Source organism: Sporomusa sp. (genome assembly GCF_035561255.1).
GTDB lineage: Bacteria > Bacillota > Negativicutes > Sporomusales > Sporomusaceae > Sporomusa.
In genome coordinates this window covers 1-16099 of sequence record NZ_DATMXX010000073.1, presented here as the reverse complement: position 1 = coordinate 16099, position 16099 = coordinate 1, and the positions used below count along the sequence as shown (strand labels likewise).

The 16099-nt window shown below is 48.1% G+C and carries 12 protein-coding genes; all 12 read right to left on the bottom strand.

The genetic code is table 11. The features are described from left to right. Positions 1-306: 306 nt before the first annotated feature. Complete coding sequence (locus VN379_RS04575; RefSeq protein WP_325531257.1) at positions 307-1113, bottom strand: Dam family site-specific DNA-(adenine-N6)-methyltransferase; 807 nt, start codon at positions 1111-1113, stop codon at positions 307-309. A gap of 723 nt (positions 1114-1836) precedes the next feature. Beyond that, positions 1837-3216, bottom strand: coding sequence for a 23S rRNA (uracil(1939)-C(5))-methyltransferase RlmD (gene rlmD, locus VN379_RS04570; protein ID WP_325531255.1), 1380 nt, complete (start codon positions 3214-3216; stop codon positions 1837-1839). Between the two features lie 98 nt (positions 3217-3314). After that, on the bottom strand, positions 3315-5744 hold the full coding sequence (locus VN379_RS04565) for an ATP-binding protein (protein WP_325531253.1): 2430 nt from the start codon (positions 5742-5744) through the stop codon (positions 3315-3317). Positions 5745-6036: 292 nt separating this feature from the next. Then, the gene (locus VN379_RS04560; protein WP_325531251.1) at positions 6037-6711 is read right to left on the bottom strand and encodes a type II CAAX endopeptidase family protein; all 675 of its coding nucleotides are present in this window, start codon (positions 6709-6711) and stop codon (positions 6037-6039) included. Between the two features lie 111 nt (positions 6712-6822). Further along, the gene (gatB, locus tag VN379_RS04555; RefSeq protein ID WP_325531249.1) at positions 6823-8265 is read right to left on the bottom strand and encodes an Asp-tRNA(Asn)/Glu-tRNA(Gln) amidotransferase subunit GatB; all 1443 of its coding nucleotides are present in this window, start codon (positions 8263-8265) and stop codon (positions 6823-6825) included. 4 nt (positions 8266-8269) lie between these two features. After that, positions 8270-9730, bottom strand: coding sequence for an Asp-tRNA(Asn)/Glu-tRNA(Gln) amidotransferase subunit GatA (gatA, locus tag VN379_RS04550; protein ID WP_325531247.1), 1461 nt, complete (start codon positions 9728-9730; stop codon positions 8270-8272). A gap of 17 nt (positions 9731-9747) precedes the next feature. Continuing rightward, positions 9748-10038, bottom strand: coding sequence for an Asp-tRNA(Asn)/Glu-tRNA(Gln) amidotransferase subunit GatC (gene gatC / locus VN379_RS04545; protein WP_325531245.1), 291 nt, complete (start codon positions 10036-10038; stop codon positions 9748-9750). Positions 10039-10093: 55 nt separating this feature from the next. Next, positions 10094-12124, bottom strand: coding sequence for an NAD-dependent DNA ligase LigA (gene ligA, locus VN379_RS04540; RefSeq protein WP_325531243.1), 2031 nt, complete (start codon positions 12122-12124; stop codon positions 10094-10096). Between the two features lie 25 nt (positions 12125-12149). Further along, on the bottom strand, positions 12150-14369 hold the full coding sequence (pcrA, locus tag VN379_RS04535; protein ID WP_325531241.1) for a DNA helicase PcrA: 2220 nt from the start codon (positions 14367-14369) through the stop codon (positions 12150-12152). Between the two features lie 140 nt (positions 14370-14509). Then, entirely contained in the window at positions 14510-14746 is a 237-nt protein-coding gene (locus VN379_RS04530) for a DUF3343 domain-containing protein (protein ID WP_325531239.1), read from the bottom strand. A gap of 40 nt (positions 14747-14786) precedes the next feature. Then, positions 14787-14993, bottom strand: a complete 207-nt coding sequence (locus VN379_RS04525) for a sulfurtransferase TusA family protein (RefSeq protein WP_325531236.1) — start codon at positions 14991-14993, stop codon at positions 14787-14789. A 6-nt stretch (positions 14994-14999) separates the two neighbouring features. Further along, on the bottom strand, positions 15000-16070 hold the full coding sequence (gene yedE / locus VN379_RS04520; RefSeq protein WP_325531235.1) for a YedE family putative selenium transporter: 1071 nt from the start codon (positions 16068-16070) through the stop codon (positions 15000-15002). Positions 16071-16099 lie beyond the last annotated feature (29 nt).

Here is a 16099-nt window from a genome sequence, read left to right as displayed (position 1 = left end):
CGAAAATATATTGTACATTTTTTTCTTTAAGAACAGCTATCAGGCTTTCTTTTAGGGATTTTGCACCTTGATTTTCATCTTTTATCCTTTCTCCCGGCACAGAAAACTCATCAGTACGCGAGAACCTTCCAAAATGGATATCACTAATCAGTGCAATACGAACCATAAATGCGCTCCTCATAAATCCTTATCAGAATTGAAATATTCTTGCAACTAATTAAATAGAATGGCCTTAACGAAAAAATGGGCTCTCCTACATCGAATGATCAACCAATGTTGAGAGTAAGATCATTTAAATCCTACGTATTAATTTATTTGAAATGAAGCTACAAGCAATTCTTCTTGCTTCCCTCGTCCTTCATTTACCCCTGAGATGGAACTAAATCTACTGACGGGCTGCGTGTAAAAATTATTCTCTTCATACATGTGTTGTAGTGCGGGGTAATTTGCATTTGTTGCAATTATTATCGCTCCGCGAGATCTTGCTTTGACGAGAGCGCTTAATAATCTTTTTTGATCTTTCCAAGAAAATAGCTTTTCATTGTATTTAATAAATGAGTTTTGATTATGAGCTATCGTGTAAGGTGGATCAGCAAAAATAAGATCACCTTCATTAGCTAGGCGTATTGTATTAACAAAATCCTGTGCTCTTATATAAGTATTTTGCAATATTTGTGAATACTCCTCAAAACGATAAACGTCATCGGTAAAATTTTGTTTAGTCCCAATGGGAACGTTAAACTTTCCTAACTGATTTACACGATACATCCCATTGAAGCACGTTCTATTTAAATAAAGAAACCGAGCAGCTCTCTCGACTTGATCAGCGGGAATGTGTTCTCTGACATCATAATAGTATTCTGTAGAATGCTGTTCTTGATGTGCTTCAAGTCGTTCGCGCAATTGCACTGGATTTCTTGCCATAACACGGTAGACGTTTATCAGTTCTACATTTATATCAGATATCATCCCATGTTGTGGTGCTAAATAGAAAAAAGCAGATCCGCCTCCAAGAAACGGTTCAAAATAATTGTTATATTTTTGTGGGAAAATGTGTTTAAAATTTGTAATTAACCATCTTTTTCCACCTGGCCATTTCAAAAATGGGCGCACGCCTCTAATCACATCCTGCATCAACTACAATAAGTGTTATTGTTCGTTATCATTTTGATTTATTAACCTTAATCCATTCCAGCACTTCTAACGCAATAAATCGAATTCCATCACAAATTTTGTGGTATGGCTTACCTTCTTTATGCTAACGATTAACCGTTGCACGACTAATTTTTAAGACTGATAGAGACGGTTCTAGCGAGTGCTAGTTTTTTAACAAACTTTTCACCAGCATTATTATAATACCTTATATGAAATAACTATAGTATTCATAATCGTTCCAATTGTCTGTACCTAAAACAATACAACGTAAACGCTTTATGAGGGTAGCACATCGCGGTGGTGAAATCAACTACAAAAAATTCATGAAATTCCCCCCTAGCATAAGTTTAAAAAACAAATTCCTGTCATCATGTCTTAACTTGAAATACTCATTTACTAGGTTTATTCTTATAAAAGACAAGAACTCCTGCCAAATTGATAAAATTTGTCAAGAGTTCCACTTTTTTTTGCTATCACCAATGATACGGTTCTCTGCAATTAATCTTAAGCGGTAAATTTTAGTCCCTTCACTTACATACCTATCGCAAGATATTCTTATCTTCTCGAATTTCGTGTAAGGGGTGCACCCCCAACATACGTTCGCCCTGTTTACTGCGTCCATGCGAACATAAAACACACATATTAAAAATTCCAAAAACCTTCAAGTCCTTTGAAATCAGGCTACTTCGGCTCTATCATCGCAACTGACTCAACATGAAACGTCATCGGAAACATATCAACAGGCTGAATCTCCTGAACCACATAACCTAATCCGTCCAATATAGCTAAATCGCGGGCCAGTGAGGCCGGGTTGCAGGATACATAGACAATGCGTTTAGGTTCCATGCGCACAAATGTCTCCAGTACCTGCTGCTCACAGCCGGCACGGGGTGGATCGACGACAATGACATCTGGCCTGATGCCCTGTTTGAACAGGCGTGGCATAATGTCGATGGTATCACCAACAATAAACTCAACATTGGCTACATTGTTGTTGATGGCATTTTTGCGGGCGTCAATGATGGCCGGTTCGACAATCTCAATGCCATATACCTGGGCGGCTTGGCGGGCCAGAAACAGGGTAATGGTACCGGTGCCGCAGTAGGCGTCAATGACTGTTTCAGTTCCTGACAAACCGGCGTACCGGACGGCTTGCTGATAAAGCACCTCGGCCTGGGCCGTGTTTACCTGAAAAAATGACCTGGCAGAGATGGCGAAACTGAACTCGCCCAGTTTATCGGTAATTGTGTCACGCCCCCACAGAGTAACTGTTTTATTACCCATTATGATATTAGTGCGCCTGGAATTAACGTTTTGAACAATACTGACAAGCCCTGTTATGCTGCTTTTCAGCCGTTCAATAAGTTCTTCATGCTGCGGCAGGCGGTCAGTCGCCGTTACCAGTACAACCATAACCTCGCCGGTTGCCGTGCCTACCCGTCCCAGGACATGACGAATAATCCCCTGACCGGTATGTTCATCATAGGGCTCAATGCCAAGTTTACTAATCACCGACCTTACTTCCCGGGCGATATCATTATTCGCCTGATGCTGGATCAGACAATTATCGATATCGACAATATCATGGCTGCCTTGCGCATAGCAACCCAGCACAAGTTTGCCATTTTTCTGGCCTACCGGAAACTGCATCTTATTGCGGTAATACCAGGGCGAGTCAGCACCGAGTACCGGATGAACGACAACCTCAGGCAGTTTTCCAATGCGGGTAACAGCATCAACCAACTGCTGCCGCTTGCTCTGTAATTGTTCCTCATAGTTTACATGCTGCAGCTGACAGCCGCCACATTGATTATATACAACACATTCCGGCGTAATCCGGTGAGGTGACGGGGTGCGAACAGTTACCAGCCGGCCAACAGCATAGGTTTTCTTTACGGTAGTAATCACTGCCGCTACTGTTTCCCCTGGTAAGGCATGCGGCACAAAAACAGTGAAGTCCTGATAACGGCCCACTCCCTCACCGCTATGGCCCAGTCCGGTAATCTCAATAGTATAGCTTTGTCCTCTTGCAACAGGAACTGTTGAAACCTTATTTACCACAAAATGTCACCTTTTCTTCAAATATATTAATAGAGGGCGGAGATTTCCGCCCTCTGTGCTTAATGCTGGATAAATGGCAACAGCGGCTTTCGCTTTCGTTACTGCTCGGCGGAAGACGTGTTTTCTTTATCGTCGGAAGACTTAGCCAGCTTAATCAGGGTGTCAGTATATTCTCTGAGTTTTTGGCTGACAAGGGCGTTTACGGTGCCTGGGGGATATGTGCCGTCCGGGCTTGCCTCACCGGCAGGAACGCCTGTCAGGATCTCAATCCCCTGATCAATGCTCGCAACTGGGTAGATGTGGAACTGTCCCTGACGCACAGCCTCGATAACCTCGTCATTTAGCGCCAGGTTGCTGACATTCTGGTGTGGAATCATCACGCCTTGTTTGCCTGTCAGACCTTTCAGCTTACAGACTGAGAAAAAGCCTTCGATTTTTTCGGTCGCGCCGCCAATCGGCTGAATCTCGCCTTTCTGATTTACAGAGCCGGTAACGGCGATATATTGTTTAATCGACAAGTCTGCGACACTTGATAGGATAGCATATAACTCAGTGCTTGAGGCACTGTCGCCGTCAACGCCATCATATAATTGTTCGAAGGTCAGACTGGCAGTCAGCGTCAACGGGTGCTTCTGAGCGTATTTTTGCCCCAGATAGCCGCTAAGGATGAGAACGCCCTTCGTATGGCTTGTACCGCTGGTCTTGGTCTCACGCTCAATATTGATTATGCCGCTTTTCCCAAGATAGGTGTTGGCGGTAATGCGGGACGGTTTACCAAACATGTACTCACCAACTGACAGTACTGCCAAACCGTTGACCTGCCCTATCTTCTCACCCGCTGTATCAATTAACAGATGGCCTTCAGCAAACATTTCCTGCAGGCGTTCTTCATATTTATTGGCCCGATAGCGTTTTTCTTCAATCGCTTTTCGAATATGCCCGGCGGTAACAATCTGGCTGTTATCCATGGTAGCCCAGACATCGGCTTCACACAATATCTCGACAACATCATTAAAGCGGGTTGTCAGCTTGTTCTGTGACCCAGTCAGACGTGAACTGTATTCAACAACCCGGGCCACCGCAGCCCGGTCAAAATGCTTGAGTTTTTCCCGGTTAACTGTTGAGCTGATAAAACCTGCCAGTTTTTGAATATTGACAGGATTATTCTCCATGATCACATCAAAATCGGCATGGGCTTTAAACAACTTCCGGAAATCCTCATCATAGTTGTATAACATCTGATAGATGTAGGGATTACCAATTAATACAACCTTAACATTAATGGGTATCGGTTCCGGCTTTAGTGAAGCCATGGCCAACACGCCATATTGTTCACCCAGATTCTCAATTTGCAGCTTTTTGGTTTTGAGTACCCGTTTTAAAGCTTCCCAGGCACCGACATTTGTCAGCACATCGCGGGCATTTAAGATTAGGTAGCCACCATTGGCTTTATGCAACGCCCCGGGTTTAATCATGGTGTAGTCGGTGCTGACAACGCCCATCCGGGTTTCATACTCAGCCCTGCCCACTAAGTTGTAATAGGTAGGATTAATCTCAACGACCACAGGCGCACCCTGAGGCTCCCGGTGCTCTACCAGCAGATTGACATTATATTTATCTTTTGCATCCGGGGCAGGTCGCTTAAATAATGCCAAAGGGTTGTTATCTTCTTCAGGCTGGGGCTTAAACTCATTGATATTTTTAGATACATCCTGCTTGATCGCTTCCAGATAGTCGACAACGGTTTTATGTCCGTCATACTTTTCTTTAAGCTCATCAATCAGGTGTCCGGCTGCAAACAGTCCAATTTTAATATCAAGCTGTTTTAGCTCTTCGCGAATCCCCCGCTCCAGCAGCTGAATACGGCGAACAACCTCCATCCCTTTTTCATGAACAGCAAATAAATTCTTCTCAATCGCATCCCGCTGTTCTTTCTCAAGTTTTTGAAAGTCTTCCGGCGCCAACGCCTTACCATCTACCATCGGTAACCCGACAAAACCGGTTGAACTCCATTGCGGGGAAATTCCCTGCGATTCAGCATATTGTGTGAACTCTTCCACCATCACTGAGCGCTGTTGTTGATACTGCTTCAGCAAACCGGCTTTTGCCTGTTCATAGTCTTCACTGCTAAATACCTTAGGGATATCGGTTTTCAGGCTGTCAACAAGCTCCTGCATGTCTTGTTTAAAAACATTGCCCATACCGGACGGCAGCGCCAAGGCAATCGGTTGTCCGGGGATTTCCAGATTATTTACATAACACCAGTCATAAGGGAGATCCTGCTGGCTGGCCACTTTCTTAACCGCAGCTTCGGCATACGTAATCTTACCAGTGCCGACTAAACCGGAGATGAAGATATTATAGCCAGGATTTTTGGTAAACAGGCCAAATTCAACAGCCTTCACAGCCCGTTCCTGACCAATCATGACCTCAAGCGGTGACACTGTTTCTGTTGTAGCAAAGTTAAACACGCTGTCATCACAGTTAAAGCGGAGTTTTTCAACCGGCAATTCCTGACTTATGGTCATGAAAAAAAGTCCTCCCTTTGTTTTCATCTACCTAAGCACTTTCCTGCAGACCCGCTTTTATAGTTACTTGCTAATAAGTGCGGCCATACAGGATGTCGGACTATCACTGGCCCGGTGAAGTGACACACATTTGCAGCACTGTGAAAAGTTGTCACATTCGGTTTTAGGGCATGGACAGTTTACATCAGGCTTAAGACAGCTGGTTTCTTGCTCATTACTCATCATTCATCACTCCATCTATGCAAATTTTACCACATAAATGGAATTTCTACTGCCTGTCAGAAAAATCCTGCTAAATGAGTGACACACCCAGGTACATCATAACTATTTTACTGGTATTGATGACAGAATGTGCCGCAATCGAGGTTATTAAGGACCCGGTCCAAAAATACAGTAAGGCAAAGCCAATGCCAACAATAATCATCTCTACAAGCCAGTAGGCGTTGAAATGAAACAGGGCAAAAATTGCGGCGCTGAATAAGGCACCACCCCACAGCCCCCACCTGTCTTTCAACGGCAAAAAGGTAAAGAGGCGATAGAGGATTTCTTCCGTAACCGGTGCAGCAACCCCTGCCAGAAACAGGGGAATAATAAGCTGCTGCCAGGATAAAGCTGCCTGTACCTGGGCTACTATCGGGTGCTGGGTCGGTGAAACCAACAGCATGGTAGTGTACAGACGTTCACTATAGAGGCTGATAAATAACAATGCCAGGCCACCGGCCAGGCCTTTCAGGATATTTTGCCCCAGGTTGTGTAACGAAAGGCCCAGCGCCCCCAGGTCTCCCCTCGTATCACGGATTTTCCACAGCACTAATGTTAATACAATCAGGCGGTCCGTCAGTTCGATGACCAGGGGGCTCGCAGTGAAAAAAAGCGGATATACCAGCCGTACAATAAGTATGCCGACTGCCAGGCGCAAAATATGGATCGCTAAGACAGCCTGTAAGCCCCAGGTAGCTTTTACCATGATAATGACCTCATTTTTCGGCGTATCAATACCATTATGCGCGGTCAGATAGTCTTTCATGCAAAAAAAGGACGCGGAAAACCGCGCCCTGTCTGGCAATTTATGCTTATATTACAGTAAAGACAACCGGTCTTTCAACAGCTTGTTTACAAGCTCCGGATTAGCGCGGCCTTTGCTTTGTTTCATGACCTGGCCGACCAGGAAACCAATTGCTTTTTCTTTACCTGCTTTAAAGTCAGTCACAGATTGCGGATTGGCAGCAATCACCCCGTCAACGATGGCAACAATTGCCCCTTCGTCGCTGATTTGGACAAGGCCTTGTTCTTTTACAATGGTTTCTGCATCTTTGCCGCTGTCCCACATGCCCTCAAATACCGTTTTGGCAATCTTGCCGGAGATAGTACCTTTAGTAATCAGAGCAATCAAACCAGCCAGCTGTACTGGAGCAACCAGACAATCCTCTACCGGTTTACCGGCTGCATTAAGATGCTTGGATACATCACCCATCAGCCAGTTGGCTGCAGCCTTAGCATCAGCTCCGGCCTTAACAGTGGCGTCATAATAGTCAGCCATGGCGCGGCTGACCGTAATGGTCTCGGCATCATAGGCAGACAAACCATAATCAGCCATCAGCCTGGCTTTACGGGCATCAGGCAATTCAGGCAGGCTGGCCCGGATATTTTCTACCCTGGCCGGGTCAACAACGATGGGAACAAGTTCAGGCTCGGGGAAATAGCGGTAATCATGTGCCTGTTCTTTGTTGCGCATCGATAGTGTAATCCCTTTATTTTCGTCCCAGGAACGCGTCTCCTGAATGACGCGGCCACCTTCGTCCAGCAACTCGGTCTGACGTTCTACCTCGTATTCAAGACCGCGCTGGACCGAACGGAACGAGTTAAGATTCTTTAGTTCAGCCTTAGTACCAAAGGGCTCTGTGCCGGCCGGCCGGAGTGAGACGTTGGCATCACAACGCAGGCTGCCTTCTTCCATCTTGCAATCCGACACATCAATGTATTGCAGGATCGCCTTGATTTTCTCCAGATACGCTTTGGCTTCTTCCGGTGAACGCAGATCCGGTTCGGATACAATCTCGATCAGTGGTACACCGGTACGGTTATAGTCAACCAAGGCGTACTCACTATTGCTGATTGTACCTGAATGGACTAACTTGCCGGCGTCTTCTTCCATATGAACACGGGTAATGCCGATGCGTTTGGTCTCACCATTCACCTCAATATCCAGGTACCCGTTGACAGCAATCGGCAGATCATACTGTGAGGTCTGATAGTTCTTGGGCAGGTCAGGATAATAGTAGTTTTTACGGTCAAATTTACTGAAAGGGAGGATCTGGCAGTTAAACGCCAGGCCAGCCCGGACAGCAAACTCCACAACTTTTTCATTAATAACCGGCAGTACTCCTGGCAGACCTAAGCATACCGGACACACATTGGTGTTCTGGTCAGCACCGAATCGGGTGCTGCACCCGCAGAATATTTTAGATTCGGTTTTAAGCTCTGAATGGACCTCAAGTCCAATAACTGTTTCATATTTCATGGCGTTAAACCTCCCCCAGCGGCGCAAAACGCGTATGGTAATCATTAGCCTGTTCGAAGGCGTAAGCCGCCTGGATAATGGTGGCTTCGGCCAACGGTTTGCCGATGATCTGCATGCCAACAGGCAGGCCGTGAACAAAGCCACAAGGGATTGATATCCCTGGCAGACCGGCCAGATTGACCGGGATCGTGAAAATATCCTGGAGGTACATCGCCAGTGGATCACTGAGCTCGCCAATCTTAAAGGCGGTAGTCGGCGCGGTTGGTGTAACAAGCACATCGACCTCAGCAAAGGCCTGGTCAAAGTCTTGTTTGACCAGGGTGCGGACCTGCAGGGCTTTTAGGTAATAGGCATCATAATAGCCGGAGCTTAGGGCATATGTGCCAAGCATAATCCGGCGCTTAACCTCAGGGCCAAAGCCCTCGCTCCGGGTTTTCTTATACATATCAATAATATCACTGCCAACTGCCCGATGTCCGAAGCCTACGCCGTCATAGCGGGCCAGATTGGAGCTGGCCTCAGCCGGGGCAAGCAGGTAATAGGCAGGCAGGGCATACTCGGTGTGCGGCAGGGAAACTTCCCTGACCTCAGCGCCCATAGCAATCAGCTGATCCACTGCCTTTTTAATGGTAGCTGCGACTTCCGGCTGAATACCGGTGCCAAAATATTCTTTCGGTAAACCAATCTTGAGACCTTTAACATTGTTTACAAGTGCCCGGGTATAGTCCGGCACGTCAATGTTAATCGAAGTAGAATCTTTTGCGTCATGGCCGGCAATTGCATTAAGCACAAGGGCACAGTCGGTGACATCCCTGGTAATGGGACCGATTTGATCCAGCGACGAGGCATAAGCCACCAGTCCATAACGGGATACCCGGCCATAGGTTGGTTTAAGACCGACATTACCGCAATAAGCAGCCGGTTGACGGATGGAACCGCCGGTGTCAGAGCCGAGAGCCCAAATAGCTTCCCCGGCTGCCACCGCCGAAGCCGATCCGCCACTGGAACCGCCGGGAACCCGGTCAGTGTCCCAGGGGTTGTGGGATACAAAAAAGCCCGAGTTTTCGGTGGAACCACCCATGGCAAATTCGTCGCAGTTTGCTTTACCTGTCACAACAGCATCCTGCACCGCCAGCTTGTCTACAACCGTGGCATCATAAGGCGGCACAAAGTTAGCAAGAATCTTAGAAGCACAGGTAGTCTTAATCCCGTTGGTGCAGATATTATCTTTGAGTGCACCAGGTATGCCGGCCAGTGGCGCAATAGCCTCGCCCCGCCCGATTTTAGCGTCAACGGCGGCAGCCTGAACAAGAGCCTGCTCCCTGGTCTCAGTTATGTAGGAGCGTATTTTAGTTTCAACATTGTCAGTTCTGGTAAAAATGTTTTTGGCCAGTTCAACAGCCGATATTTCTTTTTTGGCCAGCATATCGTGCAGAGCATGAGCAGTTAGTTTAAATAATTCCACTTCGTGACCTCCAATCCTTACCCTTCCATAATCTTTGGAACCTTAAAGTAGCCATCCTCAGCCTCTGGTGCATTTGACAAGGCCAGTTCCTGCGACAGTGAAGGCTTAACTACGTCAGGCCGCATGACATTTCTGAGTGGCAAAACGTGGGCAGTCGGTTCGACACCCTTGGTATCAAGCTTATTTAAAATATCGGCGTATTCTAAGATAGCGTTAAGCTGTACAGCATACGCGTCCAGTTCCTCAGGTGTCATCTCCAGCCGGGACAAGAGGGCTACATTTTCCACCGCTTGACGGTCTATTTTCATAAAAATCACCTTCCTCAAGGCAAATGTGCCAATATTTTCAATAACAGATATTATATCATGCTTGCGGCTTTTGCACCAGCGCCCGGAACTGTTCTTCATCCAGGACAGTGATCCCAAGTTCATTGGCTTTATCAAGCTTGCTGCCGGCCTCGGTACCGGCGACAACATAGCTGGTCTTTTTGCTAACAGCAGATGACACCTTGCCGCCACAGGCGCTAATAAGCGCTTCAGCTTCTTTGCGGGCCATTGACAGTGTCCCTGTCAAAACAAAGGTTTTACCTGCCAGCTCCTGACTTACGGCGGCTTTACGCTCTTCTGTCAGCTTGATGCCGGTGGCTTTGAGTTTCTCAATGTACGCCAGATTATCGGGATCGGCAAAATAACTGGCTGCACTTTCAGCAATCTTAGGGCCAATCTCATCAATTGTCATCAGCTCTTCAATGCCTGCCTCAGCAAGCTTGTCGATGTCGCCATACCGCTGGGCCAGAATAGTCGAGGCTTTAGCCCCAACATACCGTATGCCAAGGGCAAACAGGGCACGGGCCAGGCCTGCTTCTTTACTGGCCGCAATAGCCGCGACCAGGTTATTGGCCGATTTTTCGCCCATGCGATCAAGGGCGACCAACACCTCCGGTTTTAGGCTATATAGATCAGCAGCATCCTGTACCAGCCCGGCTTCCAGCAGGCTGGCAATGACAGCCGGTCCCAAACCGTCAATATTCATGGCATCACGGGAAACAAAGTGGATCAGCCCCTCCCGGAGCAGTGCCGGGCAGTGGGGATTTACACATTTATGGGCTACCTCACCTGGCTCACGGACAATCGGCTTGTCGCATTCCGGGCAGGTTGCCGGCATAATAAAGGGCACCTCACTGCCTGTACGGCGATTAGTTATAACTGATATTACCTCAGGGATAATCTCTCCGGCTTTATGCACAATCACGGTGTCACCAATGCGAATGTCTTTTTCTTCAATAAAATCTGCATTGTGAAGCGTAGCCCGGCTGACAGTGCTGCCTGCCAGCCGTACCGGCCGCAGTATGGCAGTGGGGGTCAGTGCACCGGTTCGTCCAACACGTACAAAGATATCCTCAACAACCGTAGTGCCCTGCTCTGCCGGAAACTTATACGCAATCGCCCAGCGCGGGTCTTTGGCGGTCGAGCCCAGGGCACGCTGGCTGGCCAGATTGTTGACCTTAACCACCAGGCCATCAATGTCATAGGGCAAGTCAACCCGCTTTTCGGCCCAGCTTTCACAATAAGCGGCAACATCGTCAATATTATTAAATAGGCGGTAATGAGGATTTATTTTAAAACCCAGCAGCTGCAGCTTCTCCAGCATGGCAGAGTGGGTGTCTACACCAAGCCCCTCCTCTGTCCCTAAGCCGTGCATAAAGATATCAAGGGCCCGTTCAGCCGTGATCTTAGGATCAAGCTGGCGGATAGATCCGGCGGCCGCATTCCGGGGATTAGCCATTAACGCTTCTCCAGCCTTCTCCCGCAGGGCGTTGAGCCGGTCAAATTCGCGCCTGGGCAGATACACCTCGCCGCGCACCTCTAATAGCGGCGGAATCCCGCCCTCGTCCTGCAAAACCAGTGGTACCGACCTGATGGTACGAATATTTGTTGTCACATCTTCACCATAGGTACCATCACCCCGGGTGGCCCCCCGGGTAAGCCTGCCGTTTTCATAAACCAGATTCATTGCCAAGCCGTCAATCTTGAGTTCTACAACATATTCTACCTCCGCAATGTCAAGACCGCTTCTAACCCGGGCATCAAAACTGCTAAGCTCGCCGGCGGAAAAAGCATTACCCAAACTAAACATCGGCGTTAGATGGGCCACCCGCTCAAACCCGTCAGCCGGAACCCCGCCCACACGCTGACTGGGTGAATCAGGCGTAATGAGCGAAGGGTAGGCTGTTTCAACATCAATAAGCCGTCTGAGCAATTGGTCATATTCAGAATCACTAAGTTCAGGATTATCGAGTACATAATAGCGGTGGCTATGATAATGAATGGTCTTTTTTAGGTCATCAATCGCTTGTGCTGCGGCAGCTAAACTGGCCGGTATACTTGTATTCACATCTGTAACCCCCGAAAAGAGTATATTAGACCCTGCTGATTGGCGCCATTTGGGCCAGCAGTTTTTTTATGCCTTCATTGGGAAAAGCGATACTAAGCTGCAGGTTGCTGCCGCTGCCGGTAACAGCAACAATCGTACCTGTGCCCCACTTAGCGTGATAAACCTTTTCGCCAGGCTTCCAATCGACATTGGCAGACTGGGCTGGAGAAAGAACCGGATCTTTAAGCAAGACCAACTCCGGTTTAGGCATGGTCTTAGGCGCTATAGCTGCGCTAACCGGCCGGCTTTGTACAGGAGCTAAATAGCTGGGGCGTTTAGGTGCATAGCGTTCAATGAGTTCGGGTGGAATCTCATCCAGGAAACGCGATGGCGAGTAACAAACTGAATTACCGTAGATCATGCGTTGTCTGGCATTTGAAATAAATAGCTTGCGCTCGGCCCGGGTGATCCCGACATAACACAGCCGGCGTTCTTCCTCCACCTCCCGCTCGTCCATAAGGGTGCGGACATGGGGGAAGATCCCTTCCTCCATGCCAGCCAGAAATACCGTGGGAAACTCCAAACCCTTGGCTGAATGCAGGGTCATAACCGTAACCCGGTCATCGCTTTCTTCAGACTTATCAGTATCTGTCAATAGAGCCACATGGCTTAGGAAGTTTTCCAGCGTGTTGTCTGCTTCGTTTTCAGCAAATTTTTTAGCATCGCTCTTAAGTTCTTTCAGGTTTTCAATCCTGGTCTCTGACTGGGGATCATCGTCTGCTTCAAGCTCAGCCAGATAGCCTGAATCGCGCATAACTTTCTCCACAAGGTCAGCAACAGCCAGGGTATGCTGACAGGCCATTAGGTTGAAAATAAGCGCGGCTAACGATTCCAGTTGGTTTTTGGCCCGCGCGGTCAGGCCTGGCACCAAATCCGGATTTGAAACCGCATCAAATAGCGGCACATTGTTTTTGGCCGCATAGTCGGCCAGACGCCCAATCGTAGTGTCACCAATCCCCCGGCGCGGCACATTGATAATGCGGAGCAGGCTGATGGCGTCAGCCGGGTTGAATACCAGCTTAATATAGGCCATAATATCTTTTATTTCTTTACGGTCGTAGAACCGGAGCCCGCCGACCATCGTATAGGGTATCGCGCCATTACGCAACCCTTCCTCGATAACCCGCGACTGCGCGTTAGTACGGTACAGGATCGCAATATCTTTATAGGGTGTGCGATATACCGTATTGAGCTTAATAATATTGTCGGCGATATACCGGGCCTCATCCCGCTCATCCATGGCCAGGTAGTGTGTTATTGTATCGCCGGCCTGGTTATCGGTCCACAATGACTTTGCCTTACGGTTGCAGTTATGTTCGATCACCGCGTTGGCTGCATCCAGAATCGTTTGCGTTGAGCGGTAGTTTTGTTCCAGTTTGATTACCTTGGCATCCGGATAATCTGTTTCAAAGTCCAGGATATTTTGTATATCTGCGCCCCGCCAGGCATAAATGCTCTGGTCAACATCTCCCACCACGCACAGGTTCCGGTATTTTGCCGCCAGAGTCCGGGCCAGCAGATACTGGGCACGGTTAGTATCCTGGTATTCGTCGATGAGGATATAGTGAAACTTATCCTGATATTTTTCCCGAACCATGGAATTATATTCCAGTAATTCAACCGACAGCATTAAAAGATCATCAAAATCCAACGCGTTATGTACTTTTAACTTACTCTGATATAGCTTGTACACCTCAGCTACTTTGAGGTTATAGAAATTATCGGCCTGGGAGGTAAATTCCCGCACATCCAGCAGCGCATTTTTGGCATTGGAGATAGTAGATTGAACACCATTGGGCGTAAACTGTTTGTCGTCCAGATTGAGTTCCTTGATGCAGTTCTTGACAAGGGTCTGGGAGTCGCTGGCGTCGTAGATAACAAAGTTGCGATTATACCCGCCCAGATTCTCAATCTCCATCCGCAAAAATTTAGCACAAAAGGCATGAAATGTGCTCAGCCAAATATCGCGGGCAGCCAGGCCGACAATGCCAGTCACCCGTTCTTTCATCTCAGCAGCCGCTTTATTCGTGAACGTAATAGCGAGAATATTATAAGGTGCCACCCCCTGCGCGAGCAGGTTGGCAATCCGGCTGGTCAATACCTTGGTTTTTCCTGAACCGGCGCCTGCCATAATCAGCAGCGGCCCGTTGGTATGGGCGACTGCTTCCTGCTGAGCCGGGTTCAGACGGTCAAAAATTTTATTCATAGCTTCCTCCCAATGTTAAGTAGGGTTAAACATGATTATTTTCTACATCTGTTCCCTATTTCCTGTCGCAATTAAAGAAAAAAATAAGAGCCTGCTGTTACAGACTCTTCGCAAATTAAATCTGATATAGGTGTCTAAGCTCAATAGGCTTGAATCAGCTTGACACCCTTTTGCAACATGGCAATTCCCTTGGCCCCCAGTACCTCAACTGCCTTGTCAACCTCTTGCTCGGCAACCTGGGCAGCCAACCCCTCACAGGAAGCACTTAATTCACGCGGCACCGGTATCAATTCAGCGGTAATGCCGTGCTCTTTCAAAATCTTTTTGGCCCGGAATGCGTGATAGACTGAAGGAAATGTAATTATACAACTGAGCATATACTAACCCTTTCGTAAAAACCGGCATAGTCGTTTACCGCTATTTGGATATGTTAATAGTATATTCGCCGCCTGCCTCAGAACATTCTACCCGGAAGTTTTGAGACTTAGCATATCTAATAATATTCTCTTTCGCTGGCGGTTCATCAACCAAAACACTGACAATATCGGCAATAGCCAGCGCGGCTTGTGTTTTAATAAGCGGTATTGGACAGCTTAGACCCCGTACATCAAGAACATTCGCCATAGCTTATCAAACTCCTTTACCAACCGGCACAAGTTTTTCCCTGAATAGACAACCAATGCCAGCGACAACGGCAATGCCGGCAACTACGGCAATCTGCCCGTTAATGCCGACACCGGCTGCTGAGCCGGCTGCATTAAGATTGTGTGCCACACCGGCGCCGGCCAACATGCCGAGTACGCAAACCATAGCATCAGTGCTGCCTTCGCCGGACATTATGAGCTGCCGAAGCGGACAGCCGCCAGCCAGGGTCGCGGCCAGACCGGTCAGGAACAAACCAAGAAAATTCCAGATATGCATGGTATGAGCCAGCGGCTGATTCTCAAAACCTAATTTAAAGAAGCCGAAATAGAGGTTGCCTGCCAGCGCGGCAATAAACATAACCCCATAGATTTTAAGCAATGAGGTATCACCGGCCAGCATAAAGTCACGAAAACCACCACTGAGACACATACGGGTGCGCCAGGCCAGGGCACCGGCTGCCAGACCGGCAATTAAGCTGATGATGATCGGGGCATGCATAGAACCCGGCCCTTTGGCGCTAAAGTTCAAAAATCCGGACCCCATGCTTACGCCAATCAACAACACAAGTGCGGCGGCGGCGGCCAGATAACCGCTCCCCTGAATACCACCCGTATAGGTATGGGCCCGTCCCAGATTGAAGCCGCGTTTTAAGAACATGACACCGGCCCCAATACCGGCAATAAAGCCGGCCAACGCTGTGATCCCGTTAAGGTCTCCGCCAGCCACCCGGAGGATGGCCCGCAGGGGGCAGCCTAAAAATACCAAGGCACCAAGCATCATCGCCATCCCCAATACAAAGCGCACAACCGGCTGGGAACCGCCGCGTGACCTAAACTCACCACTAGCACGGGACAAACCGAAAGCACCAAGCACAAAGCCCAGAATCTCAGGCCGTGCATACTGCAGGGTAGGCGTGCTGTGAATTCCCAGCGCACCAGCAATATCCCGCAATTGACAAGCAGCACAGAAGCCATAATTGCCCGGATTACCGAACTTCACCAAAAGTACCGCCCCGAGACCAAATACTACCCCGGTAATAATAATCAGCCAGTTCACCTAATCACCTCATATATAATATTTTGAAT